The organism is Bradyrhizobium sp. SZCCHNRI1009, from assembly GCF_032487575.1.
Classification (GTDB): domain Bacteria; phylum Pseudomonadota; class Alphaproteobacteria; order Rhizobiales; family Xanthobacteraceae; genus Bradyrhizobium.
In genome coordinates this window covers 37,877-64,089 of record NZ_JAUEUL010000013.1, presented here as the reverse complement: position 1 = coordinate 64,089, position 26,213 = coordinate 37,877, and the positions used below count along the sequence as shown (strand labels likewise).

General features: G+C 66.0%; 26 protein-coding genes. 10 read left to right on the top strand and 16 right to left on the bottom strand.

Annotated features, from left to right (window positions below):
* Positions 1–29: 29 nt before the first annotated feature.
* From QX010_RS21935 to QX010_RS21915, 5 genes are all read right to left on the bottom strand, one after another.
* A complete protein-coding gene (locus QX010_RS21935; RefSeq protein WP_315804123.1) occupies positions 30–986 on the bottom strand; it encodes an NrtR DNA-binding winged helix domain-containing protein in 957 nt (318 codons plus the stop codon).
* A 15-nt stretch (positions 987–1,001) separates the two neighbouring features.
* Positions 1,002–1,484 carry a tRNA (N6-threonylcarbamoyladenosine(37)-N6)-methyltransferase TrmO gene (gene tsaA / locus QX010_RS21930; protein ID WP_315804124.1) on the bottom strand — a complete coding sequence of 161 codons (483 nt, stop codon included), beginning with the start codon at positions 1,482–1,484 and terminating at the stop codon, positions 1,002–1,004.
* Positions 1,485–1,562: 78 nt separating this feature from the next.
* Entirely contained in the window at positions 1,563–1,907 is a 345-nt protein-coding gene (locus QX010_RS21925; protein ID WP_316181835.1) for an AzlD domain-containing protein, read from the bottom strand.
* Positions 1,904–2,650: an AzlC family ABC transporter permease gene (locus QX010_RS21920; protein ID WP_316181833.1), complete on the bottom strand. Its 747-nt coding sequence runs from the start codon at positions 2,648–2,650 to the stop codon at positions 1,904–1,906. Before QX010_RS21920 ends, QX010_RS21925 begins: the two co-directional genes overlap by 4 nt.
* A gap of 123 nt (positions 2,651–2,773) precedes the next feature.
* A complete protein-coding gene (locus QX010_RS21915) occupies positions 2,774–3,790 on the bottom strand; it encodes a transglycosylase SLT domain-containing protein (protein ID WP_410051971.1) in 1,017 nt (338 codons plus the stop codon).
* Between the two features lie 142 nt (positions 3,791–3,932).
* Here QX010_RS21915 and QX010_RS21910 point away from each other — a divergent pair, with 142 nt between their 5' ends.
* Positions 3,933–4,868, top strand: coding sequence for a glycine reductase (locus QX010_RS21910; protein ID WP_316181830.1), 936 nt, complete (start codon positions 3,933–3,935; stop codon positions 4,866–4,868).
* Between the two features lie 114 nt (positions 4,869–4,982).
* Positions 4,983–5,444, top strand: a complete 462-nt coding sequence (locus tag QX010_RS21905; RefSeq protein WP_316181829.1) for a PEGA domain-containing protein — start codon at positions 4,983–4,985, stop codon at positions 5,442–5,444.
* 17 nt (positions 5,445–5,461) lie between these two features.
* Here QX010_RS21905 and QX010_RS21900 read toward each other — a convergent pair whose 3' ends face one another.
* Positions 5,462–6,478 (bottom strand): carbon-nitrogen hydrolase family protein, encoded by a 1,017-nt coding sequence (locus QX010_RS21900; RefSeq protein WP_316181826.1) that lies wholly within the window; start codon positions 6,476–6,478, stop codon positions 5,462–5,464.
* A gap of 194 nt (positions 6,479–6,672) precedes the next feature.
* On the opposite strand from QX010_RS21900, the gene QX010_RS21895 reads away from it, so the two are divergent.
* From QX010_RS21895 to QX010_RS21875, 5 genes are all read left to right on the top strand, one after another.
* Positions 6,673–7,629, top strand: a complete 957-nt coding sequence (locus tag QX010_RS21895) for a helix-turn-helix domain-containing protein (RefSeq protein WP_316181824.1) — start codon at positions 6,673–6,675, stop codon at positions 7,627–7,629.
* A 64-nt stretch (positions 7,630–7,693) separates the two neighbouring features.
* A complete protein-coding gene (locus QX010_RS21890; RefSeq protein ID WP_315804132.1) occupies positions 7,694–7,855 on the top strand; it encodes a hypothetical protein in 162 nt (53 codons plus the stop codon).
* 25 nt (positions 7,856–7,880) lie between these two features.
* The gene (locus QX010_RS21885) at positions 7,881–8,219 is read left to right on the top strand and encodes a cytochrome c (RefSeq protein WP_315804133.1); all 339 of its coding nucleotides are present in this window, start codon (positions 7,881–7,883) and stop codon (positions 8,217–8,219) included.
* 99 nt (positions 8,220–8,318) lie between these two features.
* Complete coding sequence (locus tag QX010_RS21880; RefSeq protein WP_316181822.1) at positions 8,319–9,743, top strand: MFS transporter; 1,425 nt, start codon at positions 8,319–8,321, stop codon at positions 9,741–9,743.
* Between the two features lie 8 nt (positions 9,744–9,751).
* On the top strand, positions 9,752–10,513 hold the full coding sequence (locus tag QX010_RS21875) for a sulfite exporter TauE/SafE family protein (RefSeq protein WP_315804134.1): 762 nt from the start codon (positions 9,752–9,754) through the stop codon (positions 10,511–10,513).
* Positions 10,514–10,599: 86 nt separating this feature from the next.
* Here QX010_RS21875 and clpA read toward each other — a convergent pair whose 3' ends face one another.
* Both clpA and clpS read right to left on the bottom strand, forming a co-directional pair.
* On the bottom strand, positions 10,600–12,987 hold the full coding sequence (gene clpA / locus QX010_RS21870; RefSeq protein WP_315804135.1) for an ATP-dependent Clp protease ATP-binding subunit ClpA: 2,388 nt from the start codon (positions 12,985–12,987) through the stop codon (positions 10,600–10,602).
* 422 nt (positions 12,988–13,409) lie between these two features.
* Positions 13,410–13,742: an ATP-dependent Clp protease adapter ClpS gene (gene clpS, locus QX010_RS21865; protein WP_008960690.1), complete on the bottom strand. Its 333-nt coding sequence runs from the start codon at positions 13,740–13,742 to the stop codon at positions 13,410–13,412.
* 487 nt (positions 13,743–14,229) lie between these two features.
* Here clpS and QX010_RS21860 point away from each other — a divergent pair, with 487 nt between their 5' ends.
* Entirely contained in the window at positions 14,230–16,005 is a 1,776-nt protein-coding gene (locus QX010_RS21860; RefSeq protein WP_315804136.1) for a pilus assembly protein, read from the top strand.
* Positions 16,006–16,097: 92 nt separating this feature from the next.
* On the opposite strand, the gene QX010_RS21855 is transcribed toward QX010_RS21860, so the two are convergent.
* Complete coding sequence (locus QX010_RS21855) at positions 16,098–16,439, bottom strand: phasin family protein (protein WP_315718372.1); 342 nt, start codon at positions 16,437–16,439, stop codon at positions 16,098–16,100.
* Between the two features lie 429 nt (positions 16,440–16,868).
* Between QX010_RS21855 and QX010_RS21850 the strand changes: the two genes are divergently transcribed.
* Entirely contained in the window at positions 16,869–18,608 is a 1,740-nt protein-coding gene (locus QX010_RS21850; protein ID WP_315804137.1) for a serine hydrolase, read from the top strand.
* A gap of 231 nt (positions 18,609–18,839) precedes the next feature.
* On the opposite strand, the gene QX010_RS21845 is transcribed toward QX010_RS21850, so the two are convergent.
* The 4 genes from QX010_RS21845 to QX010_RS21830 form a co-directional block, all read right to left on the bottom strand.
* Positions 18,840–19,556, bottom strand: coding sequence for a DnaJ domain-containing protein (locus QX010_RS21845; protein ID WP_316181819.1), 717 nt, complete (start codon positions 19,554–19,556; stop codon positions 18,840–18,842).
* Between the two features lie 105 nt (positions 19,557–19,661).
* Complete coding sequence (locus tag QX010_RS21840; RefSeq protein ID WP_316181817.1) at positions 19,662–20,420, bottom strand: VWA domain-containing protein; 759 nt, start codon at positions 20,418–20,420, stop codon at positions 19,662–19,664.
* A 148-nt stretch (positions 20,421–20,568) separates the two neighbouring features.
* Positions 20,569–21,459 (bottom strand): alpha/beta fold hydrolase, encoded by an 891-nt coding sequence (locus tag QX010_RS21835; protein ID WP_316181816.1) that lies wholly within the window; start codon positions 21,457–21,459, stop codon positions 20,569–20,571.
* Positions 21,460–21,867: 408 nt separating this feature from the next.
* Positions 21,868–22,791 (bottom strand): division plane positioning ATPase MipZ, encoded by a 924-nt coding sequence (locus tag QX010_RS21830; RefSeq protein WP_316181814.1) that lies wholly within the window; start codon positions 22,789–22,791, stop codon positions 21,868–21,870.
* A gap of 263 nt (positions 22,792–23,054) precedes the next feature.
* On the opposite strand from QX010_RS21830, the gene panC reads away from it, so the two are divergent.
* Positions 23,055–23,906 carry a pantoate--beta-alanine ligase gene (gene panC, locus QX010_RS21825; protein ID WP_316181812.1) on the top strand — a complete coding sequence of 284 codons (852 nt, stop codon included), beginning with the start codon at positions 23,055–23,057 and terminating at the stop codon, positions 23,904–23,906.
* Between the two features lie 172 nt (positions 23,907–24,078).
* Here panC and QX010_RS21820 read toward each other — a convergent pair whose 3' ends face one another.
* From QX010_RS21820 to QX010_RS21810, 3 genes are all read right to left on the bottom strand, one after another.
* Positions 24,079–24,519: a DUF1489 domain-containing protein gene (locus QX010_RS21820; RefSeq protein WP_315804143.1), complete on the bottom strand. Its 441-nt coding sequence runs from the start codon at positions 24,517–24,519 to the stop codon at positions 24,079–24,081.
* A 23-nt stretch (positions 24,520–24,542) separates the two neighbouring features.
* Complete coding sequence (locus QX010_RS21815) at positions 24,543–25,535, bottom strand: hypothetical protein (RefSeq protein WP_316181809.1); 993 nt, start codon at positions 25,533–25,535, stop codon at positions 24,543–24,545.
* Between the two features lie 299 nt (positions 25,536–25,834).
* Positions 25,835–26,026, bottom strand: coding sequence for a hypothetical protein (locus tag QX010_RS21810; RefSeq protein ID WP_315718364.1), 192 nt, complete (start codon positions 26,024–26,026; stop codon positions 25,835–25,837).
* Positions 26,027–26,213: the final 187 nt, after the last annotated feature.

The following is a 26,213-nucleotide window of genomic DNA, read 5'->3' as shown; positions in this document are numbered from 1 at the left end:
TGAGCATAAGCCTTGTCAAGAGCGGGCGATCAAGACCGCGAGAGCGGCAGCTTGGTTCCTACCACCGCCCGCTCGGCCAGAACGCCCTGCCGGAAGCGAAACAGCTTGGCCGGCCGACCGATCGTGTCGGCAGCGATTGCGCCTGTCTCTTCAACGAGTTCCTGCTGCTCGATGAGGCGGCGGAAGTTCTGCTTGTGGACGAGCCGGCCTGCCAAGGCCTCGACGCTGCGTTGCAGTTGCAGGAGTGTAAATTCTTCCGGCATCAACTCGAACACGACCGGCCGGTATTTGATCTTGGCGCGCAGCCGCGCGATGCCGGTGGCGAGAATGCGGCGGTGATCACCCGTCATGGCGCGGCCCGGCACGATCGGATCGCCTCCCTTTTCGCGCACGCTCTCGGGGATCAGCCCCGCCTCATACAGCAGCTCGTAGCGCTGCAGCGTCAGCTCCTCGTTCCACTCGCGGCCATCGAGGCCGAAGGTGATGGCGGCGCGCCGCCACCTGGTCTTCTGCAGCGTCGGCTCGTCGGCGGATCGGGCCCAGGCTTTCAGCTTCGGCGCGATGATCTTGGCCAGGATCGCCGGCGGCCCGTCGCGATGATCCTCCCACGGGAAGTAGTCGTACCAGGATGACCATTGCGCATCCGCGCCCTCGCGCCCCTCCTCCTCACGGGTCAGGCCGAGATAGCTGATGGAGATCCGGTGCGGCGCGTCGGGATCGCCGGTACGGCCACGGTCGGCGAAGGTGTAGAGCTGCTCGACATAGCCCAGGGGATGGCCGGTCTGGGCCTCGACCCAGGCGCGCAGGCCGGTCTGCAGCGAGCGGTGCCCGAACTGAAACGGTCCGCTCGGCAGCGCCGCAGCGTGCTCGATCGTCATGATCCTGGGCTGCCCGTCGGTCACCGCCACCAGCACGGCGACGAGGTCCGCCGTGATCGCATCCAGAGCCGTCACCGTCTTCTGCGGCCGCTTGTTCACCTTCGACATCCGGATCTGTCGGTCCTATTTGTCATCCTTGCCAGCCGCCGCCGGCGTGAACACGCAGTGATCCGGTTTCAGATCGATCAGCGGCGTCTCGTCGAGGCAGTCGAGACCGCGCACCAGAACGGTGCTGCCCTCCAGCGCGACGAAGCGGACCGTCGACACGCCGATCGGATTGGGACGCACCGGCGAGCGCAGCGCGAAGGTGCCCCGGGTCTCGCCATCATGATGGCGCGGGCTCTGCTTTACGAGATCACGGCGCGCCCGGTTGAGCCAGTACAGCACCTGGAGATGGCTGAAACTGTCGATGCCCTCTAGCGCCGGCACCCAGGGCTCGAAGATCTCGAGCCGGCACACCGGCCCCTCGAAGCTGCCCTGCCGCGGCGTCTCCAGACGCGAGGTCCAGGGCGTGCGGATACGGCCGATGAAATACAGCGTGGCGTCGCGCGGCTGTGGCGCGTCGATGGCGACTTCGCCCGGGCGGAGATCGGTATCAGCGGTCATTGCGGAGTCCTCAGGTCTTCCCGGCAATCTATCCGAACCTCGGCTCACCGCAATTGCGGCCGCGCAAGATCGCGCAACTCATCCGAGCCACCATTTGCCGACCAGCATCGCGGCCTCGCCGCAGACGACACCGGCGAAGATCGAGCGACGGGTCGCCATGAAGGCCGCAAGGCCGGCAACGACGGCACCGTAGCGCAGGCCCCACGGCACGCTGGCGAGCGCGCCCGGCGGCTGCACCAGGATCTGGGCGATGACCCCCGCCAGGATCGCGGTCGCGACCGCCTTGACCCACATCAGCAGGTCCGAGCCCTCGTCGAGCCCGCTGCCGAACCAAAGTCCGAGCAGGCGCCAGATCTGGTTGGGGATCACGCCTGCCACCAGCAGCACCACGAGCGCATGCCAATCGCCGATGAAGTCGCTCATGCCAGCCCCCGCCGCTCGCGCCATTTGTGCGCGCCGAACGCAAGCGTTCCGGCGACGACGCCGCTGACCAGGATGTCGACGCCGCTGTTGAGCTGGGCGGCCAGCGGATACAGCACGAGGCCAAGACCGAGCGCGAGCACGTCGGCAAGCTCCCTGGCGTTGCGCAGGGTCGAGAACAGGAAGGCCAGCGGCGTCAGCAAGAGCACCGCGGCGCCGAAGGTCTGCGACAGATTGGCGGCGAGAAGATAGCCGATGATCGTCGCGATCAGCGCAATCCCCATCAGGCCGGTGCCGAGCCCATGCACGAAGGCGATGCGGCGCTCGCGCGGCACATGCGGCAGGAAGCGATAGCATTCGACCCACAGCGTCACGGCAGTGAAATGCGCGATCAGCACCAGGTGCCGCCGCTTGGTCTGGGGCGAGCGGATCAGCGGCAGCACCGCCACCACCATCGGAAACAGCCGGATCGCGCTCATCGTCACCGCGATCGCCGATTGCAGAATGGTCTGGCCGGAGCCGAGCGTGGAGACCAGGATGATCTGCGCCGGACCGGCCCATACCAGCGCGGTAGAGAGGATCGCCCAGAGCATGCTGAAATGGGTGTCGTGCGCGAGCGCGCCGATGCCGATGAAGGTGACGAACAGCACCAGCGACAGGATGGTCGCCGACGTCGCGCGCAGCCCCCAGCCGAAGGCGCGCAGTGAACCATGCCATTGCGGCGAATCGAGCGGAGGAAGTGTCACGGGCGGCCCAGCGGAACGAACCAAGATAAGGCTTTCGAAAGCCGCTCGCGTCAACCGCCATCAGGCGCGCGCGGGTCTGCGTCCGGCGCAGCCATTCCCCCCGCACGCCATGCTGCGGCAGCTCTATCCGGAGCGATTGCGCAGCACGAAGCAGGCACCACCGGCTCCGCGGATCCGACTGCAGAGCGCGTCGGCCTCGGCCCGTGTCTCGGCACCGATCCGCACCTGGTAGAACGCCCGGTTGCCGCGCGAGCGCATCACCGACGACAGCAGGCTGGGGTCGCGGTCACCAATGATGGCGCCAAGTCCCTTGATGGCGCGGGCATACATCGACAGGGCACGGTTGCGGTCGAAGCCCGCCGCCAGCTGCACGCCCCACGGTTTCGCAGCCGCCAGCGCCACATGCTGCTCGAGCTCGCGGACGAACGGGTTCGGCGCACGCTTCAGCAGCGCCATCAACTGATGACAGGACGTCGGTGGCGGGCTCGGCGGCATCTTGCCGCCCTTCCCCGCCGCGGCCCAATCGTCGATCGACGCGCCGGTGATGGCCGAGACGTAGTTGCGGGTTTCCCACGGCATCTGCCCCTTTCCGCCGAGCCAGTCCTGCACCCGGCGCGGCCCCGCATTGTAGGCCGCCGCCGCGAGCCCGAGATTGCCGAACTGATCGCGCAGCTCGGCCAGGAACTGCGCCGACTTCGGCAGCGCCTGAACCGGATCGAACGGATCGAGCAATTGGCGCTCGTTCGCCGTGCCCGGCATGAACTGGGCGATTCCCTGCGCGCGCTGGCCGTTGCGCGTGACCGGCCCGACTGCATCGCTCTGAAAGCGGCTCTCCTGCCAGATCACGCGGGCGAAGAATTCGAGCGGCAGATCATTCGCCTTGGCTGCGGATTCGATCATCAGGCAGATCGCCTCGCGCGTGCCGCTCTCCTTGGACTCATCGGTCTTGTTCTCCGGGCCCTCTGCTGCAGCGTCTGCCGGCTTCGCAGCCTCCTGCGGCGAATCCTGCCGCGCGCCATCCTTCGGATCAGCCGGCACGGCAACGTCGCGGTCGGAGGCCTGCTCCGCCGCCACGCCGGACAAGGGCATGGTCAGCATCAAGGCAAGGCCGAGACAGGCAATGCGAGCAACGGAAACCATGGAAAGCATCGTGGGCGCGGTGCAATGGTTGGAATTCTGCCGACAGACAAAGCCGAAGACCATGCGGGGTTCCACCGCGCGGCGCCTTGACACAGCGAACGAGCCGGCTAGCAATCCCCAAGTCCTGCAGGGAGCGCGACGGATGACCGCACCGACCGACGACAGACTCGGCTTCGCGCCCGACAGCGATGCGCCATTGTCCTATATGGCGCGCACGCGCGACTACTATCTGGCGATCGGCTATGACACGCCCTATCGCTGGGCCCACTACACGTCGGCGCCGTTTCAGCCGCTGCGCAAGCCGCTCGCGCAGTCGCGCGTCACCATCGTCACCACGGCCGCGCCTTTCGATCCCGCCAAAGGCGATCAAGGTCCCGGCGCGCCCTACAATGGCGGCGCCAAGTTCTACTCCGTCTATGACGGCGACACGTCGGCGCAGCACGACCTGCGCATTTCCCACATCGCCTATGATCGCGTGCACACCTCGGCCGAGGATGCCGGCACCTGGTTTCCGCTACCACAGCTCCTAAGGCTGGCAGGTGAAGGCCGCATCGGCACGGTCGGACCGCGTTTCTTCGGCGCGCCGACCAATCGCAGCCACCGCGTGACGATCGAGACCGATGCGCCGGAGATTCTCGCGCGCTGCCGCGCCGACGCGATCGACGCCGTCGTGCTGGTGCCGAACTGTCCGGTGTGCCACCAGACGGTGAGCCTGGTGGCACGGCATCTCGAAGCGAACGGCGTCGCGACCGTCGTCATGGGCTGCGCCAAGGACATCGTCGAGCACGCCGCCGCGCCGCGCTTCCTGTTCTCGGATTTTCCGCTCGGCAATTCCGCCGGCAAGCCGCACGACGCGGCCTCGCAGGCCTTCACGCTCGATTTGGCTTTACGTGTCCTCGAGAGTTCACCAGCCGCACGCACGACCGTGCAATCGCCTTTGCAGTGGAGCGAGGATCACGGCTGGAAGCGCGACTACAGCAATCCCGCCATGCTCGCGCCGCAGGAGCTGGCGCGGCGGCGCGCCGAGTTCGATGCGCAGAAGGCGATCGCGCGGCAGGTTCGTGGAAAGCAGGTGTGAAAGCCACACTCGGGCGAAACTCGCCCGGGAATTTCTTCGGATAATGCTGATTGCGCTTGCCGTCCCGCTCCAGTTGCGCTTGAGTTCCCCCGGGTTTCAAGGGGGCAGTACCAAATGAGAGTTGTAGCGTTGGTGGCGCTGTGCGCCGCGCTGGGAGGTTGCGCGTCCGTGACGCGGGGTACAACCGAGACGATCAGCGTCGCGTCGACGCCGTCCGGCGCCGAGGCCACGGTCGCCGGTCTCGAAGCGCCGATGACCTGCACGACTCCCTGCTCGTTCGTCGCCAAGCGCAATGCCGACATCTCCGTCACCATCGAAAAGCCTGGCTACGAGACCCAGATCATCCCGTTGACCAAGGACATCCCGGCGACCGGCGCGGCCGGCTTCGCCGGCAACATCCTGGCGGGCGGCCTGATCGGCATGGGTGTGGACGCGGCGACTGGCGCGGCGACCGACCACAAGCCGAACCCGGTGATCGTCACCTTGCAGCCACGCATGGCGGCACCGGCAGGCCGTGCGCAACGGCCGCCGCGGCGGTCGGCCCCGCCGCCGGCCCAACCGGAGGCCGGGACCTAGCCCGCTCGCCAGGCCTGTCAGCCAGCCGCCGATTGCGCTTCGCCAGGAGCGACCGCATCGACCGGCAGCGCGAACTGCTCGACCCGGTTGAGCGGCTTCTTGTTGAGCAGCAGCCGGGTCACATCGGGGCGCGAATAGTGCCCCGCCGGATCGGCGGCATTCTTGGCGATGCCGATCATGCCCAAATCGATCTCGGCGATCAGCAGGCCTTCCTGCTCCGGCGGCAGCTTCTCGGCGAGCGAAGAGCCATCCGGACCAAAGATCGCGGCGTGGCCACCGCCGACATGCAGCAGCGCGTGCTTGTCGGGCCGGTCACACAGTTCGTCGATCATCGCCTGCGAGACGGTGGCGCACGGCGCCAGCACGAAGCACGAGCCCTCGACCGCATAGACGCGCGAGGCGGCGTTGTTGACCTCGGCGCCGAGCGCCGGCGCGAACGGATCGTACAGCGAGAAGCTCGGCCAGGCCGCGACATGCACCTGCTCGTTCTGCGCGTACATCGCGTATTTCGACAGCGGCTGCAGATGCTCCCAGCAGCACAGCGCACCGATCCGGCCGATGTCGGGACGATCATGCACCGCAAGGTCACTGCCGTCGCCCTCACCGTAGACGGTGCGCTCGGCATGGGTCGGCCGCAGCTTGCGGCGCCTGGCGATGGTCTCGCCATCCGGGCCGATCAGCCATTGCGCGATGTAGAGGCTGCCGCCGTCGCGTTCGGAGAGGCCGAGCACGGCCGTCAGCCTGGCCTTGCGCACCGCGGCGCGCAGCGACTCGGCCTGCGGGCTGTCATAGGCCAGCGAATTGTCGAAATAGCGCTGCACGAAGCCGCGCCCGATGCACCAGGCCGGCGAGTCCATCCAGATGTGCCAGGGATAGCCGGGGATGAAGACCTCCGGAAACGCGATCAGCTTGGCGCCCTTGTCGGCCGCCTCCTCGATCAGGGCGATGGTCTTCTTGATCGAGCCGTCCAGGTCGAGCCAGGCCGGCGCCGCCTGCACCACCGCCACCTTGTATTTCGGATGTGCCAGTCCCATCGCTGCTGCTCCCTGATGCCTGCGCGCGGCGGGGTGGCGCCGCGACCGGGCCAACTATTGACGCCAGCCGGCTTTCGCGCTCGTCTCCCAGGGAACGAACATTCGACTGCGGCCGCGACGAAGGGCCCCGCCGGCCCGGAATTTGTTGCACTGCCACAGATCAAGCCGACACAGGTGCAGGGGGAGACGGAGCGATGCCGATCCTGTTCACCACCGACGAAAGCCCGGGCCACCGCCGGCTGGCGCGGTGGCAGGACATCGTCTGCGACGTCTATGTCGGGCTCGATTGCACGTCCGATCTCGGCAGCGCGTTTCGCGGCTCGGTGACCCACACCGCGTTGGGACGGGCCGTCTGCTCCGAGGTTGCCTCGGACCGCCAGCGCGTGCACCGGACCTCGCAGCGGATCTCCCGGGCGGATGCCGATTTCATCCTCGTCGCGCTCGGGCGCGAGGGAGTTGGCGGCGTCGTCCAGGATGGCCGCGACACCGTGATCCGGCCCGGGGAGTTCGCGATCTACGACACGACCCGCCCGTACGAGCTGCAGTTCGACGCCGCGTTCAAGCAGATCGTGTTCAAGCTCCCGCGCGAGATGCTGCAGCGCCGGATCGGCCCGACGGAGACCGTGACGGCGATCAGCTTCGGCCCCGATAGCCCGCTCCAGCCCCTCACCCATGAGTTCATCGTCAGGCTCTGCGAGCGCGCCGAGCACATCGGCCCCGAGCATGCCGAACCTCTCGCCAACCAGGCCGCCGACCTGCTCGCCATGACCCTGGCCGAGCGGCTGCGCACACAGCCCCTGCCCGCCTCGAGCCATCGCGCGACGCTGCTCTATCGGATCAAGGCGCACATCCGGAGCCGGCTATCCGACACCGGCCTCTCGCTGCCGGAGATCGCACGCGAGCTCGGGCTATCGACGCGCTACGTCAACGATCTGTTCTCGGACGAGGAGACGTCGTTCCAGCGTTTCGTTCTGGCTGAGCGCCTCAAGCAGTGCCGGCGCGATCTCGGCTCGCCGATGCTGGCGCATCGTCAGATCAGCGAGATCGCCTTTTCCTGGGGCTTCAATGACCTTTCGCATTTCGGCCGCGTGTTCCGCGAGCAGTTCGGCCTGTCGCCGCGCGAGTGGCGGCGCAGCACCTCGAAGCGCTAAACTGCCTTGAAACTCCCTTGCAACGCGCCGGTCGCATACGCTGGTCGGCCGGGCTGGATCTGCGATGCGCCGTTTTGCCTTGAAGGCTCTGTTTACCCTGCTGACGTTGAACCGGGATGATGACGATCCTCCCCGTTGGGATCTGATCATCCTGATCGGCTCGACGATCGTGAGCATTGGCCTGATCGGGCTTTACGCCTATGGAAAGGCCACCGGCCGCTGGTAGGCCGGATAAGTCGGGTGAACGTGACATGATCATGCGAGCAGGGCTTGGGTTGGCTTTGACGTGCCTGCTCACAGGCCCAAGCCATGCGCTGGACAGCGAGCAGAAGCGTGGAAAAGCGCTCTTGCAAAGCCTTTGCAGCCGATGCCATGCCGTAGGTCTCACGGGCGCCAGCCCGCACCCCGACGCGCCCCCGTTCAGGACCTTCGGTGACAGCAAGCTCTACGACGAGGATTTCGCCCAGCGGCTGCAGGCCGGCCTGTCGACCATTCACAAGGACATGCCGAGCTTCCAGTTCGACCGGCCCGAGGCGGAAGCCGCGGCCAACTATCTCAAGGCGATTCAGGTCCGCCCCAAACGGCGGTGACGCGTCGGCGCGCTCCGCCGGCGTGGAACGGGATATGTACCGCCGTGTTGCCCGTTCCCGTCCATTGTCCGCGGCGCGGCAGCGGCCGGAGCCCGCATGATGACGCCGACGACCCCAGGTCTGCACGCCGACGGACTGCCGCTGCCGCAGCGCACCTGGGCGATCGTGACGATCGCGCTCGGCATCGTGCTGGCCGTGGTCGACGGCGCCATCGCCAATGTGGCGCTGCCGACGATCGCCCGCGACCTGAACGCCAGCCCGGCGTTCTCCATCTGGATCGTCAACGGCTACCAGCTCGCGGTCACGATCTCGCTGCTGCCGCTGGCCTCGCTTGGCGAGATCATCGGCTATCGGCGGGTCTATCTCACCGGCCTCGTGCTGTTCACGGCGGCCTCCGCGTTCTGCGCGCTCGCCGACAGCCTGCTGCTGCTGACGCTCGCGCGCATCCTGCAGGGCTTTGGCGCCGCCGGCATCCTCAGCGTCAACTCGGCGCTGGTACGTTTCACCTACCCGCACGCTCTGCTCGGCCGCGGCATCGGCATCAATGCGATGGTGGTCGCAGTGTCCGCCGCGGTCGGTCCGACCATCGCCGCCGGCATTCTCGCCGTCGGCAGCTGGCCGTGGCTGTTCGCGATCAACGTGCCGCTCGGCATCGTCACCTTCGTCTTCGGCTTCCGCTTCCTGCCGCATACGCCGCGCGCCCCGCACATGTTCGACTGGCAGAGCGCGGCGCTGAGCGCGGTCGCCTTCGGCTTCCTGATCGCCGCCGTGGACAGCCTCGGCCATGGCGAGGCGCTGGTGACCTGCGCGATCGAGTTCGTCGTCGCCATCACGGCCGGCGTGTGGCTGGTCTGGCGCCAGACCCACATGGCCTCGCCGCTGCTGCCGCTCGACCTCTTGCGCATCCCGGTGTTCGCGCTGTCGATTGCGACCTCGATCTCGTCGTTCTGCGGCCAGATGCTCGCCTTCGTCGCCATCCCCTTCTATCTCGAAAGCCATTTCGGCTATTCGCCGGTGCAGATGGGTCTCCTGATCACGCCGTGGCCGATCGCGGTCGGCCTGACCGCGCCACTGGCGGGCCGGCTGGTCGAGCGCGTGCCGGCCGGCCTGCTTGGTGGGATCGGATTGGTGATCTTCGCCTGCGGGCTCGGTGCGCTCGGCCTGCTGCCGCGCGAGCCGTCGGCATGGGACGTCGTCTGGCGCATGGCGCTGGCGGGCTGCGGCTTCGGGCTGTTTCAGACGCCCAACAACCGCACGATGATCGCGGCCGCCCCGCGCGAGCGCGCGGGCGGCGCCAGCGGCATGCTCGGGACGGCGCGGCTGCTCGGCCAGACCACGGGCGCAGCCCTGGTCGCGATGTTCCTGGCGATCGACACGACCGACGGCACGCGGCTGTCACTCTTGACCGGCGTCGGTTTCGCGCTGGTCGGCGCATTCCTGAGCATGCTCAGGCTGTCGCCGGCCGGCGCCCGCGGCGCCGAGCGCGTCCGCGTCCAGGACGGCCAGCGGCTGAAGGGCGAGTAGCGACAGCGATGACGGACTGGACGATGCTGGCCCTGCTCGCCCTCGCCGCCTTCGGCTCGGGTATCGTCAATGCGCTGGCCGGCGGCGGCGCGTTCCTGACCTTCCCGACGCTGCTTGCGGCCGGCATCCCGGCCATCGACGCCAACGCCTCCAGCACCGTCGCGCTGTGCCCCGGCCAGTTCGTCAGCGCCTGGGCCTCCCGTGAGATCTTGAACGACGCAAAGGCGCCGTGGCGTCACGACCTCGTGCGGCTGTCGATCATCAGCCTGCTCGGCGGCACGCTCGGCGCCGTGCTGCTCCTGGTCACACCGTCGGCCGCCTTCAGCCGGCTGGTGCCCTGGCTGTTGCTGTTCGCCACGATGGTGTTCGCATTCGGCATGCGCTTTACGCCGAAGGATGGCGCGCGCTGGTTCGGGCCGCGGACCATCCAGGCGGTGCAGTTCGTGATCGCGATCTATGGCGGCTATTTCGGCGGCGGCATCGGCATCCTGATGCTGGCCGCGCTGGTGTTCTATGGCCTGCGCGACATCCGCGCCATGAACGGCATGAAGGTGCTGCTCGCCGCGCTCATGAATATGACGGCCTCCGCCATCTTTGCGTTCTCGGGCCGCGTGCATTGGCTGGAGACGCTGACGATGATGGGCGCTGCCATGGTCGGCGGCTTCGTCGGCGCGCGGCTCAGCCAGATCATCCCGCCGGCCCATGTGCGCCGCTTCATCATCGCCGTCGGCTGCGGCCTGACGGTGTATTTCTTCGTCAAGCCGGCCTGAGCCGGACGTCGCATCAAAGCACCTCCCGTCAACGAAAAAGGCCGGCGCGACGGCCGGCCTTTCGTACTCATCTCGTCGCGTCAGGCTTACGCCTTGACCAGCGGTCCCTTCGGCGCCGGCCCCTTCGAGCCGCCGCCGGATTTCGGCTTGCGCTTGCGCGCCGCCGGAACTTCGGACTTCGGCGTGACCGGGCCCTCGACGAACTCGAAGCCGATCTTCTCCTCGACGCCGGACTCGTCCTTGACGAGCACGACGCGGACGTGGCCGCCGCCCTTCAGCTTGCCGAACAGCACCTCATCAGCAAGCGGCTTCTTGATGTGCTCCTGGATCACGCGGCCCATCGGCCGCGCGCCCATCTGCTCGTCATAGCCGTGCTGGATCAGCCAGCTCTTCGCCGGCTCCGACAGCTCGATCGTGACGTCGCGATCGGCGAGCTGGGCCTCGAGCTGCAGCACGAACTTCTCGACGACCATTCCGATCACCTCGACGTTGAGGTGCGCGAACGAGACGATGGAGTCGAGCCGGTTGCGGAATTCCGGCGCGAACTGCCGGTTGATCGCCTCGTGATCGTCACCTTCCCGCTTCGAGCGATGGAAGCCGAACGCCTGCTTGGCCATGTCGGCCGCGCCTGCATTCGTGGTCATGATCAGGATCACGTTGCGGAAGTTGACCTGCTTGCCGTTGTGGTCGGTGAGCCGGCCGTGATCCATGATCTGCAGCAGCACATTGTAGAGATCCGGATGCGCCTTCTCGATCTCGTCCAGCAGCACCACGCAATGCGGATGCTGGTCGACGCCATCGGTCAGGAGGCCGCCCTGGTCGAAGCCGACATAGCCGGGAGGCGCGCCGATCAGGCGCGACACCGTGTGCCGCTCCATGTACTCCGACATGTCGAAGCGCAGCAGCTCGACGCCGAGGGTCGACGCGAGCTGCTTGGCGACCTCGGTCTTGCCGACGCCGGTCGGACCCGAGAACAGGTAGCAGCCGATCGGCTTCTCCGGCTCGCGCAGGCCGGCCCGCGCCAGCTTGATCGAGGCCGACAGCGAGTCGATCGCCTTGTCCTGGCCGAACACCACGCGCTTGAGGGTCTGCTCGAGATGCTTGAGCACCTCGGCATCGTCCTTCGACACGCTCTTCGGCGGGATCCGCGCCATCGTGGCGATCGTGGTCTCGATCTCCTTGATGCCGATCGTCTTCTTGCGCTTGTTCTCGGCCAGCAGCATCTGCGCCGCACCGGATTCGTCGATCACGTCGATCGCCTTGTCCGGCAGCTTGCGGTCATGGATGTAGCGCGACGACAGCTGCACCGCGGCCTCGATGGCCTCGTTGGTGTATTTCAGCCGGTGATAGTCCTCGAAGTACGGCTTCAGCCCCTTCAGGATCGCGATCGCATCCTCGACCGACGGCTCGTTGACGTCGATCTTCTGGAACCGGCGCACCAGCGCACGGTCCTTCTCGAAATGCTGGCGATACTCCTTGTAGGTCGTCGAGCCCATGCAGCGGATCGAGCCCGAGGCCAGCGCCGGCTTGAGCAGGTTGGACGCATCCATCGCGCCGCCCGACGTCGCACCGGCACCGATCACGGTGTGGATCTCGTCGATGAACAGGATCGCGTTCGGATGCGCCTCGAGCTCCTTCAGCACCTGCTTCAGGCGCTCCTCGAAGTCGCCGCGATAGCGCGTGCCCGCGAGCAAGGTGCCCATGTCGAGCGAGAACACGGTCGCGGCCGACAGCACCTCGGGAACTTCGCTGTCGACGATGCGCTTGGCGAGGCCCTCGGCGATCGCCGTCTTGCCGACGCCGGCTTCGCCGACGAACAGCGGGTTGTTCTTCTGGCGCCGGCACAGCACCTGGATGGCGCGGTTGATCTCGGAGTTGCGGCCGATCACCGGATCGATCTTGCCGTCACGCGCCTTCTTGTTGAGATTGACGCAATAGGTTTCCAGCGCCTCGCCCTTTTTCTTGGAGTCCTCGTTGCCCTTGGCTTCGGTCTCCTCGTCGACGCCACGAACCGGGCGCGCTTCGGAGACACCAGGACGCTTGGCGATGCCGTGGCTGATGTAGTTCACGGCATCGTAGCGCGTCATGTCCTGCTCCTGCAGGAAGTACGCGGCGTGGCTCTCACGCTCGGCGAAGATCGCGATCAGCACGTTGGCGCCGGTGACCTCTTCGCGGCCCGACGACTGAACGTGAATCACGGCGCGCTGGATCACACGCTGGAAACCTGCGGTCGGCTTGGCGTCGTCGCTGCCGTCGGTGACCAGATTTTCGAACTCGGTTTCGAGGTAGTTCACGAGACTGCCGCGCAGCTTGTCGAGGTCGACGCTGCATGCGCGCATCACGGCCGCGGCATCGCTGTCATCGATCAAGGACAGAAGGAGATGTTCCAGTGTCGCGTATTGATGATGACGCTCGTTGGCGATCGCCAGCGCACGATGCAGGGATTGTTCAAGGCTTTGAGAAAAAGTCGGCATGCGCGTCCTCTGTGGCCCCTTGCCATCATGATCGCCGCCGCCCGGTCAGGCAACAACAACCTTCGTCAAATATAGTTATAACCGAGTGCGACAAAAGACCGGCCGAGCCGCTCGATTACGGGTTCACCGGATCGTCAATGCAAAACCCGTTCCCATTGCGGCAAATCGGGCTTGCGCCAACCGAACGTCGCAGGCCGCCGAGCGGGAAGAGATAAGGACCGGAGCGGCCGTAATTCTTCGGGCGAAACGTGAAACCTGCCGGATCGCGCTGACCTCGTCTGCAGCAATCTGCGGCCTTCGAGGATCCTTCGTCCGACGCCGATTCGCGGCGATCAGTCGGGCAGCCCCCCGAGCAGCCGGAGCCCCCGCCCCCCTGGCTCGCAGACGCGCGCGTCGGCGGCTCTCTTCGCGGAGGGAGCCGGCTATTTCTTCTCCATCACACACTGCAACGGATGCTGGTGCTTGCGGGCGAAGTCCATCACCTGCGTCACCTTGGTCTCGGCGATCTCGTAGGTGAAGACGCCGCACTCCCCGATGCCGTGATGGTGCACGTGGAGCATGATCTTGGTCGCGGCCTCGACGTCCTTGTTGAAGAACTTCTCCAGGACGTGAACGACGAATTCCATCGGCGTGTAATCGTCGTTCAGGATCAGGACGCGGTAGAGGTTGGGGCGCTTGGTCTTCGGCTTGACCTTGGTGATCACGGACGTGACCGGGCCACCGGTGCCACCGGACTTGTTGTCGTTATTGCTCATCCTGGGCGCGGATCGGTTCAATCTGGAAGTTGGCTGCGACATCTTGCACGCGTTAGATATGGCTGCGAGGCTCCCAATAAAGAGTTTCCCTCGGAGGGTTGCTCTCATAAGGGGCGCCCCGACCTGTCCCCTGCCGGGCCGCTTTCCGCCACCCGGTCCTGCTTTCCAGATCGCCTGTCCCAGCCGACCGGTCCGGTCGGACCGACACCAGGAATATGGGTCAGCGACCGGTTTGCCGCAAGCGCAGGCCCAGGACGGACCGACGCTCCGGCAGGACCGATTCCCTGCCCCGGCGATGAGGCGCAAGGTTAATCAAACCGGTCGCATTTTACAAAGCCCATTCAGCGGGCATTGACAGGGAACCAGCTCGGTTGCGGGCGCGGCGCCAGGCTGCGGGCATTGGCCCGGTGTTTCGCGGTTTCGATTTACCCGGCCTTGACGAAGCTGAACCGAAAACACCTGCAGAAAACCATAATTGGTGAGCGACATGACCGATGTCTCCTTCATTCGTTTCTGCCGCCGCGCCGTCCGACGGTTCGCCTGCGACCGCGGTGGCAACATCTCCATGCTATTCGCCATCTCGCTCGTCCCCATCCTGGCCTTCGTCGGCGCAGGCGTCGACTACAGCCGGCTGAACGCCGCGCGGTCGTCGATGCAGGCTGCGCTCGACGCCACCTCGCTGATGCTGTCGCGCGACCTGGCGCAGGGCACCATCAGCGCAACCGACATCGGAACCAAGGCAAGCGCCTATTTCAAGGCGCTCTACACCAGCACGGACGCGCAGAACGTCACCGTGACGGCCAGCTATACCGCCTCGACCACAACGTCGGCCTCCAACATCCAATTGTCGGCCTCCGGCCAGATCGTCACCCAGTTCATGAGGATTGCCGGCTTTCCGACCATGGACTTCGGCGTCAAAACGACATCGACCTGGGGCGACGTGAAGATGCGAGTGGCGCTCGCGCTCGACAATACCGGCTCGATGGCGTCCAGCGGCAAGATGTCCGCGCTGCAGAACGCCGTGGCCGGCAGCGGCGGGCTGATCGACCAGCTCAGCGCGCTGGCCAAGACCCCGGGCGACGTCTACATCTCGGTCGTTCCATTCGCCAAGGTCGTCAACGTCGGCGCCAGCAATTACGCCAAGGACTGGATCGACTGGACCGACTGGCAGAATCCGCCCACGATCCAGCCTGCCAATGGTTCCTATCAGGCCGCAATCCCGAACGGCAGCTACACGCAATCGCAATGGGACATGGTGGGACCGGGATCCTCCTGTCCGTTCAAGTCCGGCAACGGCTTTCCCTACTTCTCCTGCACCAGCGACCCGGCGACCGGGAGTTCGAGCGCCTCGAGGATTCCGTCGAGCGGGAGCTACACCGGCTACGTCTGCCCGGGCTATGATTCAGCCTCGCACAGCTACTACAATGGCTGCTGGAACAGCGTTCAGACCAGCACGCGGGTGAACTGGTGCACCGGCAGCTATTGCAGCTGCCCGACCAGCGGCAGCAATCTTCCGAACAACACGTGCAGCTGCACGGGAAGCGGATCCAGCACGGTGTGCAAGGTCAACACCTTCACCCACACCTGGGTCGCCAACACCAAGAGCACCTGGACCGGATGCGTCGCCGACCGCACCCAGCCGAACGACGCGAATGCCGTGTCGCCGGCGACCTCCGACGTGACGACGCTGTTCCCGGCCAACCAGCACATGGAGAACAACATCCAGTACTGCAGCAGCACGGCCTCGACGAAACTCGCGGAGATCGTGCCGCTCAGCTACAGCTGGAGCTCGCTGAAGAGCGCCGTCAACGCCATGCAGCCGACCGGCGGCACCAACCAGGCGATCGGACTTGCCTGGGCCGTGCAGTCGCTGATTCCGAACGGCGTGCTGGGCGCGCCGGCGGAGGACGTCAACACCACCTATAATCGCGTCATCATCCTGCTGTCGGACGGCCTGAACACCGAGGACCGCTGGCCCGAATACGGCAACGGCTCGTCGCAAGCCTCGGGCAACCCGATCGACGCGCGCCAGGCCCTGCTCTGCTCGAACCTGAAGAACACCAAGGATTCGAAGGGCAACGCGATGTACACGATCTACACGATCCAGGTGAACACGAGCTCGCCCGCCGACCCGACCTCGACCGTGCTGCAGAACTGCGCCAGCAGTCCCGACAAATTCTACATGCTGACGAGTTCGAGCCAGATCGTGACCACGTTCAACTCGATCGGCACCGCATTGTCGAAGCTGCGGGTCGCCAAATAGCAGAAGCGCCGGGCCCCCGACAGCGCTCTGCCTTCAGCCAACAAAAAAGCCCGGCGCAAGCCGGGCTTTGTGCTCCCTGCGGGCGCGAACGGTCAGTGCGCGGCCGGCGGGGTGAACTTGGCGGCGATGCCTTCCAGCGGCTTGAACGCCTGCTTGGCGAGATCCGAATACAGCCCGGCGATCTTCTGCGAATCGGCGACGAAGGTCTCGTAGGCCGACTTGGCGAACTCGGTCTGCACCTCGAGCACCTTGTCGAGCGACTTCACGCCCTGGAGCTTCTCGACGAACGACTTGGTGTCCTCGAACGACTTCTTGGTGTAGTCGCCATAGGCGGTTGCGATGGCTTGGAGGCCGTTCTGCACGGTCGTCGCGGAGTTCACGACGGTCTCGAACTGCTCTTTGCCGTAGTTCTGAAAGTCTTCAACCTTAAACATGTGGCATTCCTTTCCCTGACTTTGAGCGCCCTCAGGGAAGCCCCGGCTCCCTGACGCGATCACAATATAGTGCAGCGCACAAAATCAATCAAGAATCTTGTGCAATGCACCATCCCGGGCATTGCTCCCCGATCCACCGTCAGGCGCTCCAACCCGGGTCAGTTCGGCAGAAATACCGGCCATCGCCGCAAGGTTTCTTTAATCCTTTGGCAACTCGACCGTCCTAACCTCTCCGGTGGTCCCGGCCAGCGTCGGCCGAACCGTAAAGCTGTTCTAAAACAGCGTCTTAACAAAACCTCAGTTCGGGCCCTTCGATGCTAGGCAGCGTCACGGCACGATCGGGAGGTCCGACAGGCACGGTCAAAGGGGCGTTCGGCACAATTTCGCCTTACGAGCCGGTGATCACGTCAGAAATTGGACGGGGATTTCATGCTTCGCAAAAAAATGGCTTCCTCGCGCCTGTTGCGAGTTGGCGTCTACGGACTGATCACCCTCGCGACGGCAGCAGTGGTCACGGTCGACAGCGCAGAAGCGCGCCGGCGTCATCGGCACCACCACGCGCGTCACTCGCCCCATACCGACGAAGGCAGCTACAGCCCGGCCTTCGCCTCGATCATCGTCGACGGCAATTCGGGCGCGACCCTGACCGCGACCAACCCGGACGCATTGCGGCATCCCGCGTCGCTCACCAAGATCATGACTCTCTATCTGCTGTTCGAGCGCCTGGAGTCGGGCAAGATGAAGCTCGACACCGAGATGCCGGTGTCCGAGCACGCCTCCGAGCAGTCGCCGACCAAGCTCGGCCTGCGCCCCGGCCAGACCATCCGCGTCGAGGACGCGATTAAGGGCCTGGTGACGCGCTCGGCCAACGACGCTGCGGTGGTCATTGCCGAGGCGATCGGCGGCGACGAGGATGATTTCGCCAAGATGATGACGCGCAAGGCGCGCTCGCTCGGCATGAGCCGCACCACTTATGTCAACGCCTCGGGCCTGCCCGCCGACGAGCAGATCACGACGGCACGCGACCAGTCGATTCTCGGCCGCGCCATCCAGGACCGCTTCCCGCGCTACTATCGCTACTTTTCGACCGAGGTCTTCAATTATCGCGGCCAGTCGATCCGCAACCACAATCACCTGCTCGGCAGCGTCGAGGGCGTCGACGGTATCAAGACCGGGTACACGCGCGCGTCCGGATTCAATCTCGTGACCTCGCTGCGCCGCGGCAACCGCCATCTGATCGGCGTCGTGTTGGGCGGCCGCAGCGGCGGTTCGCGCGACGCGATCATGCGCAATTTGCTCGCCGAGAACCTCGAGAAGGGCGCGACCAAGCGCACCGTCGCGGCGATCGGCGAGCGCGGCGGCTCCGATGCCGGCGACGACCGGGGCACGGTCCAGCTCGCCTCGGCGGCGCCAGAGGCCCCGGCCCCGAGCCGCGCCGCCAAGCTGATCTCGACCCTGTCGGAAGCCACCGCGGCCCTGCCGCCGGCCGCGCCGAAGGAAGCGAAGGTCGAGCCCGCGCCGATGACATCGGGTGTGATCCAGACCCAGCCGATGTCGATCGTTCCCGGTTCGACCGAGCCGATGAAGCCCGTCAAGGTCAGGACCGTTCAGGTCAAGGCCGGCGCGGTCAAGCTCGCCACGGCGGCCCCGCAGCCGGTGGCGCCACCGCCTGCCCCGATTGCACAGCGCATCGAAGCGATCGAGCCGGCGCCGCCGATGGTGCGCGCCGAAGCCGCCCGCCCCGAGATGCCGCCGCAGCCGCCGGGCCATGGCACCGGCAACGGCATTCTCGGCGTGCTGCCCGCCTCCAGCCTGCCGGCAGGCTCGTCGCAGGCCATGGCCTATGCCGCGCCTCCGGCCCAGCCGACGCAGATCGCCTCCGCGAGCGCTGCGCCGGAGCTCCCGAGCAAGTCGTCCGTCACGCGGAGCGGCTGGATCATTCAGGTCGGAGCGCTGGACAACGAGGCCGAGGCCCAGAAGCGGATCGAGGCGGCCCGCAGCTCGGCACAAGGTCTCCTCAGCAAGGCCGATCCCTTCACCGAGACGGTCGCGAAGGGCGACAAGACCCTCATCCGCGCCCGCTTCGCCGGCCTCGATCGTGATCAGGCCGAGGCCGTCTGCAAGAAGCTGAAGCGCGCCGACATCTCCTGCATGACCGTGCACAACTAACGCACCGACATCACGACATATGAGGCCCGCGCGACACACGCGCGGGCCTTTTTCTTTGCGCGCGTGCGACACCGCCGCGAACGCGCTCGCGCAAACCACTCGTCAAGGAATTGCCGCTAGAACTTTTTCACCATGTCGCACGATCGCGCCTGACAGAGCCGGGAGCCGCTGATGTCGACATGGCTGTGATGGAAGCAGTTTCGATCTGTGGCGTTGGTGGCGTTGCCGGAGTTAGCCGTGATGCGTACGAAGCAGAGTATCCTTGGCCTCGTTCACCCGGGCGGCGAGATACGTCGACCCCCCTTGGTCGGGATGCAGTTTCTTCATGAGCGCACGGTGGGCACGCCCGATCTCGTCTCGCCCCGCGCCCGGCTGCAGGCCAAGGATCTGATAGGCCTCCTCTTCCGTCATTTTGGAGCTCGACGCCGCGCGGCGCTGCCGCCCTGCCGCATCGCCTTGCGCGTGCTGACGCCAAGTGGGAAACCGGCGGTCCAGATAAGTTTCAAGTAGAGCGACGCTGTCGGCATCGAGGCTCGGTGCCATCGCCGCGAGCTGCGGCAGATCGAACTCGTCGAGCGACCGGCCGGCATGGATGCCGGCGACGAAGCGGCCCAGCATCTGGCCACTGTCGTGATCGAGCACCATCTCGATGAACTGCGAGCGCACCCGCGAGCTCTGACCGGACGAGCGCTGCCCACCCAGCCCGAACATGCTGCCGAGATTGCCGAGCCCGCCGGGTGACCAGCCGAGCAGCCCCGCCCCGAACAACCCGATCGGGATCGCCACCACCAGCTCGCCGCGAAGGCCGGTGAAAGCTGCCACCGCAAGGCAGCCGATGCCGCCGGCAACCTTGATCGTGCGCGCCAGCGCCGCCGGATTGGCGTTCCGGAACATCTGCAGCAACAGATAAAGGGTGATGACGGCGACGGCGCCAGCGATCAGTGTCATGGGCCGAATATAGAGCGTGTCGGCACAAAAAGCATGATCGGCTGCGTCCCCGACCGGCAGGCTCGAGCCGGTGCGCTTGATGTTGGCGGCGGCCGAAATCGATCTCTACTTCATCTGCCCGATCAGGCGTGCCGCGCCCGCTTCGGAGCCGGCGAGCCGGAGCAGCGCCGCGCGACCGCCCGCAGCGTAGGCCGCGGCGGCGCGCAGGAGCTCGCGCAACTGCGCGGAGGCGCCCGGATCGAACCTGCACCACGCTCCTCCCGAGAGCCGCGCCATCTCGCGAAACGCCTGCTCGGCCGCGGGCTCATGGCCCTCCTGGAACATGAACAGCGGGACCTTCAACAGCCCGAGCTCGCCGGCCTTCGCACAGAGCTCGTCGACATTCTCCTCCATCGCGTCGCCAACGAACACAACGGCGCGGATTCCGGACGCTGTCGCATGGCGCCGCGCCTCGGCAAGAACCTTGCCGATCTGGGTCTTGCCGCCGCGGCAATCGATCTTGCCCATCAGCCGGGCGAGCTCAGCGCTGTCGGAGATCCAGCCCGTGGCGCGACATTCGTTGAAGCCCCTGTAGTACACCAGCCGGATATCGAGGCTGCCGAGGGCTGCGGCCTCGCGAAACATGTCGGCCTGCAGGGCGCAGGCCATGTCCCAGGTCGGCTGGCGGCTCAGGGTCGCATCGAGCGCGAAGACGAGGCGGCCTCTGGTCCCCAGAGCCGCGGGAGCCATGGCCTTGGCCTGCGCGACGAATGCCGCAATCGCGTCTGCCGTGGAATGCTCATTGTCCGGCAAGCGCTGCTGACGCGAGCCATCGTCGGGCGAGGTGATCGGGGCAGAACCGGGCTTCGAACGATGATCGACCATGCACGCACCTTGCTCGGACGCGCATCATGTGGGCAGGCGGATGGACAGCTTCAATGACGGCAGTGACATCTGCCGGATACGCCGTTCGTTCCCGTCGCAAGGGCCGCAAGGATCAGGCGAGACCGGCGTGCGCCCCGCCCCTGCCCCCTCAATGCGTCAGCGGCTTGGCCGGCGTCGCGGTCTTGCCGACCGGCGCATAAGGCGCGACGGGACCCGGATCGAGCAACGGGGTATTGGTCTTGACCGGCCCGATGTCGCTGGTGCTGCTGTCGCTGTCGGCGAGGAATTTGTCCAGCATGGCCTGGATCGACGACTTGGCGTCGTCGGGTCCGGTGTCGCGCATGTCGTTGTGCTGGAAGTCCGTCTTGACGACGGTGATGCCTTCCTTCTCGCAGATGTCGTCGCTCGGGATCACGCCGGGATCGGTCTTGAACTGCGGGTCCTTCGAGCGGAACGACAGGATCTTGAACCTGCCGTCGGTGACGAACGGGACGCGGAGGTTGTCGAGCGTGACCACCTTCCGGACGTCCTCGGGATACTGCTTGGCGAAATACATCGAGATGTCGCCGCCCATCGAATGACCAACAATCGTCAGATGATCATAGTCGGCATTCGGCTGCACCTGGTGCATCTGCTCGACGGCGAATCGGATGTTGGCCACACCGCGCTGGATCTGCGGCAGCCGGCCGACATAGGGCTCGCCGATCTTCGTCACCATCGGCGCATCGGTCGGCAGGTCGTGCTGGATGCTGACCGCCATGTAGCCGCGCGCAGCAAATACGTTGGCCAGGAACGAGTACTCGGTGAACTTGACGGTGTTGCCGTGATTGAGGATCGCGACCGGCAGCTTGATCATGCCGGCTTCGGCCTGCATCTCCTTGTCGCGGCGGACGGCCACGGCGACTTCGACCAGACGGTTGTCGCGCGAGGCGTCATAGAACCTGATGGTCTCGTGCCGGATCGCCCACTTGCTCGCGGTGAAGTAGCCGACGGCCGCCAGCACGCTGACAGACACAAGAACGGTTATTCCACGCTTCATGTTCGTCCCTCGGGAGCACAATCAAAGGTAGTTTTGAACCTGTAAGACTCTCGCGACCCGTTCTGTTTAATATATGTAACGGCGCTGTGACAGGAAGACCAAATGTTGTGTATCCGTCGCCCGTTCGTTGTGCGCCGCACCTAGTTGCTGTGCAGCAGAGCGGGTTCCACCGCCCCCTCTTGTGACTTGAGCCCTGAACGTCAGGTTCAAATCAGTCATGAATTTGACGGTAATCTAGCGAAATTGGCGGCTGCGGCCTTGACCTGAGAAAATCTTCTTCCGTCCGGCCCAAACAGGCTGAACGCGCCGTTACTCGCCACCGCTGTCAGGAGATTGTTTAACCAGGCCGCGGGCACGTTCAACGCGCACAATGTCTCAGGCGAGGTCTCGCCTGAATGCGGACGGTATTCAGGCGCTGATGATGTCGTGCAGGTCGAGCGGCTTGTCGACCTGGGCGAACCATTCGGCGCGGTTTGCGGCGCGGCGGCGGCCGCGCTCGTCCAGCGGCAGCTTGAGCTGGCGCAACAGGCTGGTGACCTCCTCCCGGGCCGTGACGTGGCCGAGATTGGGGCGGGTGCCCAGGGTCGCCTCGTCGATGTCGTCGAGCGCGGTCAGTCCGCGCGGGAAGAACTCGCGATAGACGACGCGTTCGGCAAAGCCGTCGATGGCGCGAAAGCCGAGCCGCAGCGACAGGTCCTTGAGGCCGTCGGCGACCAGTTGCTTGTTGCGCGAGCCGAGCATCGACAGCCGGTTGCGGACCACGATCCAGTCGGTCATCGCACCGTCCACCTGGCGGCGCTTGCGCCGGACGTCGCGCACCATCTCCGCATAATGGCTCTCGCCGGTCACGGCATAGGTCGCGGGATCGACCGTTCCCAGCACGTCGAAGTCGAGGAAGCTGTCGTTGATCGGCGTGACCAGCGTATCCGCCATCGAATGCGCCAGGCGCATCAGGTAGTTGTCATTGCCGGGCGTATCGATGACGATGAAGTCGAACGAGCGTTCGACCGCGCTCACGGCCTCCATGAACTGCTGGAACTCGGTGTTCTCGTTCTCGTCGATCTGCAACGTCCGGCCGAGCTGGATGCAGTAGTGCGTCGGCAGCTCGAGGCGCAGGCCGGTGCGGCGCGCCCAGGCGCTGCGGTTGTTGATGTAGTGGGTGAAGCTCTGCTGGCGGCAATCGAGATCGATCGTGGCGACGCGCTGGCCGGCCTTCAGGAGTGCCACGGCAATGTGCAGGGCGGTGGTCGACTTGCCCGACCCGCCCTTCTCGTTCCCAAGCACAACCACGTGGGCCGAGCCCGATTGTCCTTGGCTAGTCTGCACCAGCATGTTGTCGACCTCTTACGATCATCTTCGAGTCACGGTCGTCTGCGGTCAAGTGAAATGCATCGTCATCGTGAATCCCACGGGGAGACGCATCCTCCGCTACTACTTGACGCGCGCGTTTACCAACTCCGCATCGGACGCGGAGACGTGCTAACAGGCGTATTCAAGTATGCTGAGCGGCGTGCCGCGTCCTTGTTAAGGGCGGTCGCCCGAGCGTCAAGGCCGAACAGAGCAACCGCAATTTTTCGCTGTGAGATCGAGCAAAAATGTCACGAAGCCCGCGCGTCGCCCGCACCGTTTCCGCCCTCCGCCGCGAGCTCGACAGCTTGCGCGCGAGAAAAGCCAGCATCGCGCTCGTGCCGACCATGGGCGCGCTGCATGAAGGGCACATCTCGCTGGTCCGGCAGGCGAAGCGCCGCGCCGACAAGGTGGTCGTCTCGATCTTCGTCAACCCGACTCAGTTCGCGCCGACGGAGGATTTCGGGTCCTACCCCCGGACCTGGAAGGAGGATGTTGCGAAACTTGCGGCCGAGCGCGTCGATCTGATCTGGCATCCCGACGCGAAGGCGATGTATCCGGACGGCTTCGCGACGCGGATCGTGCCGGAAGGCGCGGCGTTGGCCGGGCTGGAGGACCGCTTCCGTCCGCATTTCTTCGGCGGGGTGGCGACCGTGGTCGCCAAGCTGTTCACGCAATGTCGGCCGGACGTCGCGATCTTCGGCGAGAAGGACTATCAGCAGCTCCGCGTCGTCGCCCAGATGGCGCGCGACCTCGATCTCGGCGTCCGCGTCGTCGGATCGCGTACGGTGCGCGAACGCGACGGACTCGCGATGTCGTCGCGCAATGTCTACCTCTCGGCAGATGAGCGGCGGGCGGCGCCGACGCTGCACCGTGTCCTGAAGGAGCTGGCAGCCCGGCTGCGCGCCGGCGACGACATGCAGGCGGCGGTTGATGATGGCGCCGCCGCAATCACCGAAGCCGGCTTCGCCTTGGACTATCTCGAGGTCCGCCACGCCGAGACGCTGGCGCCCATCGCCCCGAACGAGTCGGGACCCAAGCGCATCCTGGTCGCAGCGAAGATCGGAACCACGCGACTGATCGACAATATCGCGGCGTGAGGCGCCGGGAGACCGGCGGTCCGCCAAGACACCGTGAGCGGCTCCCTCGCCCGCAAGGCAGAGGCAACGGCAGCCGCCGCCGCCTCGAACGTACGCCCTGCCCTTGCGAGCGAGGCTGAACTTCCGCCGCGCGTGAGATGCTCACGCGCAACACCACCGGCACGTCGAGGTGCTACAGCAACCCGAGATCGCGCAGCTCGCGGCGCAGCGGCTCGGGCATGGCTTCGACGCCCGCCGCACTGGCCTTGCCGAGATCGGCCGGCGCATCCTCGGCGGTCAGATAGCGCCACCCCTGGAACGGACGCATCGGCCGCGGCGACACCGCGATCACCTTCGGCTGCATGATGATGCGGCACCGCCCGATGCCGTCGCCGTCGCGGAACGGCTCGATGCCGACGATCTTCTCGCGCGCGGCGACCTCACCGCGAATCACCCAGTACAGCGAGCCGCCGGCGAGGATGTCCTCGACCCGTTTCGGCGTCATCCGCGTGACATGGACGTGCTGCTGCGGCAGGCCCTTCTTCTTGGCCGCGAGCATGCGCTCGGCGATCCACTCCTTCAGCTCTTTCACGGACTCGCAGCCGACGGCGAGCTTGATCAGGTGCAGAGGCATGATGGCGGTTCAACCAGCGGGATCTATTCGTTGTTGGCGGCCGGCTCGGCGGGCTCAGGCGCCGCTTGAGGCGCCGCAGCGGCCGGCTTCGGCTTCGGCGCGGCCCTCTTGGCCGCCGGCGCCTGGGCGTGGCTGGCAGCCACGCTCGGTGGGGCTGCGGGCGACGGCGTAAGCTGCGTCGGCGGTTTCGGCGCCGCGGCTGCCGGGGCGGCCGAGCGCGTCGAGGCCGTCGGCTCGGGATTCATGATGCTGACCGGCGGGGTGTTCGCCGAGCTGGGAAATTCCGCGGTCGTCGGCTTGCCGCTCGGCGCCGACGGCGCCACCCCTGGAGGCGCCAATCCCGCAAAGGTTCCAGCGACGGGCTGGCCCGGCGCCGCATTCCACTGCGAGGCGTAGCGCGTCACCAGGCCCTCATAGGTCCGCCCTTCCATGTTGTTCATCAGTTGCTGGCGATCGCCCACGGCACGGAACATCACGCAATCGCTCGGCGTGCAGCGGTCGCGTGTCAGCAGCACATAGGCCATCAGGCCATAGCGATCGCGCTCGACGGCACGGCGCAGCGCCAGCAGCTCCGCGGTCATCACCTTGTTGGCGCTGGCGACGTCGCCCACCTGGGACAGCCGGCTCAGCATGCCCGCCGCATAGCTGACGGCAGCGGCCGTCATCTCGGCCGATCCGAACAGGCTCTTCTCGCAATTCGCGAGCACCAGATCGCCGGCGAGATCATCCACGCAGGCCAGCGCGGGCGGCGAGAGGCCGACGGAGGCGGTCACAGCAGGATCGCCATTGGCGCCACGCGGGGTCGCATCCTGGCTCCGCATCATCGACGCCACCGCAATCCCGACCGCCAGCAGCGTGATCACCGTCAGCGCGCCGTTGGCGACCGATTTCTCGGCCCTGAGCAGCGTCGTCAGGACGACCAGCGCAAAGAAACCCGCCGCGGCAACGGTGAGCCACATCGGGAACGCCGGTGAGTTCAAGAGCTGATCCAACGAGGAAGGCCAGGTCGAGTTCATGCGCGCTTGTTCCTGACGTGGGCCAGCGAAAGCGGCCCCGATGGCGTCCCTACATGGGACGGCCGTGAAACGATCATCAAATTCAAATGATCACCCGATCGATTGCGGCCCCACCAAGACAATAAGACGATTCCATGCGCCTGCGGGCGCCGGATGGTGTGGAGCTACCCGCTATCCCCAAAAGGGATCGCGCAGCAATCGTCATCGTCTCGCGCCACGGCTCCCGAACGCGTGGCAACTCTCCCTCTCGCTTCGGCTACGTCTCCGGCGGCCGCGTCCGCCGACGCGGCACGTGGTTCTCAAGACAAGGCCAATTGGCTCTCTCTGGCAACCCGCTCAAAGGCTTCCGTCGAGCTTTTGATCCGATACTGGCAGTCGTCGTCTTCCGTCGGAAGCTGGCGGATGATCTCGTAGGTGCCTGTGGCCGCCGGACGCGAGACGTTGCTCGCGGTGAAATAGACGGTCGCCCCAATGGGGAACTTGTGTTTCAACGCCCTCTCCTGCTCGCATGCCGGCAAGAGCCCCTGGTCCCGCTGCCCGAGCCGGCGTGTCTTTATAAATATCGCGCTTATATCACGCCGCCGCCCGCCCTGACCAGCGACCTCACGACGTGGCAAACGCGGAGATTGCGAGATTCTTCAACGGGATGGGTCCGCAAACGGTATTCCTGGACGAGCG

Bases quoted from the DNA above. Each gene is read 5' to 3' on its own strand.
- QX010_RS21935 (WP_315804123.1), bottom strand. From the start codon at position 986: ATGTCGAAGGTGAACAAGCGGCCGCAGAAGACGGTGACGGCTCTGGAT.
- tsaA (WP_315804124.1), bottom strand. From the start codon at position 1,484: ATGACCGCTGATACCGATCTCCGCCCGGGCGAAGTCGCCATCGACGCG.
- QX010_RS21925 (WP_316181835.1), bottom strand. From the start codon at position 1,907: ATGAGCGACTTCATCGGCGATTGGCATGCGCTCGTGGTGCTGCTGGTG.
- QX010_RS21915 (WP_410051971.1), bottom strand. From the start codon at position 3,790: ATGGTTTCCGTTGCTCGCATTGCCTGTCTCGGCCTTGCCTTGATGCTG.
- QX010_RS21910 (WP_316181830.1), top strand. From the start codon at position 3,933: ATGACCGCACCGACCGACGACAGACTCGGCTTCGCGCCCGACAGCGAT.
- QX010_RS21905 (WP_316181829.1), top strand. From the start codon at position 4,983: ATGAGAGTTGTAGCGTTGGTGGCGCTGTGCGCCGCGCTGGGAGGTTGC.
- QX010_RS21900 (WP_316181826.1), bottom strand. From the start codon at position 6,478: ATGGGACTGGCACATCCGAAATACAAGGTGGCGGTGGTGCAGGCGGCG.
- QX010_RS21895 (WP_316181824.1), top strand. From the start codon at position 6,673: ATGCCGATCCTGTTCACCACCGACGAAAGCCCGGGCCACCGCCGGCTG.
- QX010_RS21890 (WP_315804132.1), top strand. From the start codon at position 7,694: ATGCGCCGTTTTGCCTTGAAGGCTCTGTTTACCCTGCTGACGTTGAAC.
- QX010_RS21885 (WP_315804133.1), top strand. From the start codon at position 7,881: ATGATCATGCGAGCAGGGCTTGGGTTGGCTTTGACGTGCCTGCTCACA.
- QX010_RS21880 (WP_316181822.1), top strand. From the start codon at position 8,319: ATGACGCCGACGACCCCAGGTCTGCACGCCGACGGACTGCCGCTGCCG.
- QX010_RS21875 (WP_315804134.1), top strand. From the start codon at position 9,752: ATGACGGACTGGACGATGCTGGCCCTGCTCGCCCTCGCCGCCTTCGGC.
- clpA (WP_315804135.1), bottom strand. From the start codon at position 12,987: ATGCCGACTTTTTCTCAAAGCCTTGAACAATCCCTGCATCGTGCGCTG.
- clpS (WP_008960690.1), bottom strand. From the start codon at position 13,742: ATGAGCAATAACGACAACAAGTCCGGTGGCACCGGTGGCCCGGTCACG.
- QX010_RS21860 (WP_315804136.1), top strand. From the start codon at position 14,230: ATGACCGATGTCTCCTTCATTCGTTTCTGCCGCCGCGCCGTCCGACGG.
- QX010_RS21855 (WP_315718372.1), bottom strand. From the start codon at position 16,439: ATGTTTAAGGTTGAAGACTTTCAGAACTACGGCAAAGAGCAGTTCGAG.
- QX010_RS21850 (WP_315804137.1), top strand. From the start codon at position 16,869: ATGCTTCGCAAAAAAATGGCTTCCTCGCGCCTGTTGCGAGTTGGCGTC.
- QX010_RS21845 (WP_316181819.1), bottom strand. From the start codon at position 19,556: ATGACACTGATCGCTGGCGCCGTCGCCGTCATCACCCTTTATCTGTTG.
- QX010_RS21840 (WP_316181817.1), bottom strand. From the start codon at position 20,420: ATGGTCGATCATCGTTCGAAGCCCGGTTCTGCCCCGATCACCTCGCCC.
- QX010_RS21835 (WP_316181816.1), bottom strand. From the start codon at position 21,459: ATGAAGCGTGGAATAACCGTTCTTGTGTCTGTCAGCGTGCTGGCGGCC.
- QX010_RS21830 (WP_316181814.1), bottom strand. From the start codon at position 22,791: ATGCTGGTGCAGACTAGCCAAGGACAATCGGGCTCGGCCCACGTGGTT.
- panC (WP_316181812.1), top strand. From the start codon at position 23,055: ATGTCACGAAGCCCGCGCGTCGCCCGCACCGTTTCCGCCCTCCGCCGC.
- QX010_RS21820 (WP_315804143.1), bottom strand. From the start codon at position 24,519: ATGCCTCTGCACCTGATCAAGCTCGCCGTCGGCTGCGAGTCCGTGAAA.
- QX010_RS21815 (WP_316181809.1), bottom strand. From the start codon at position 25,535: ATGAACTCGACCTGGCCTTCCTCGTTGGATCAGCTCTTGAACTCACCG.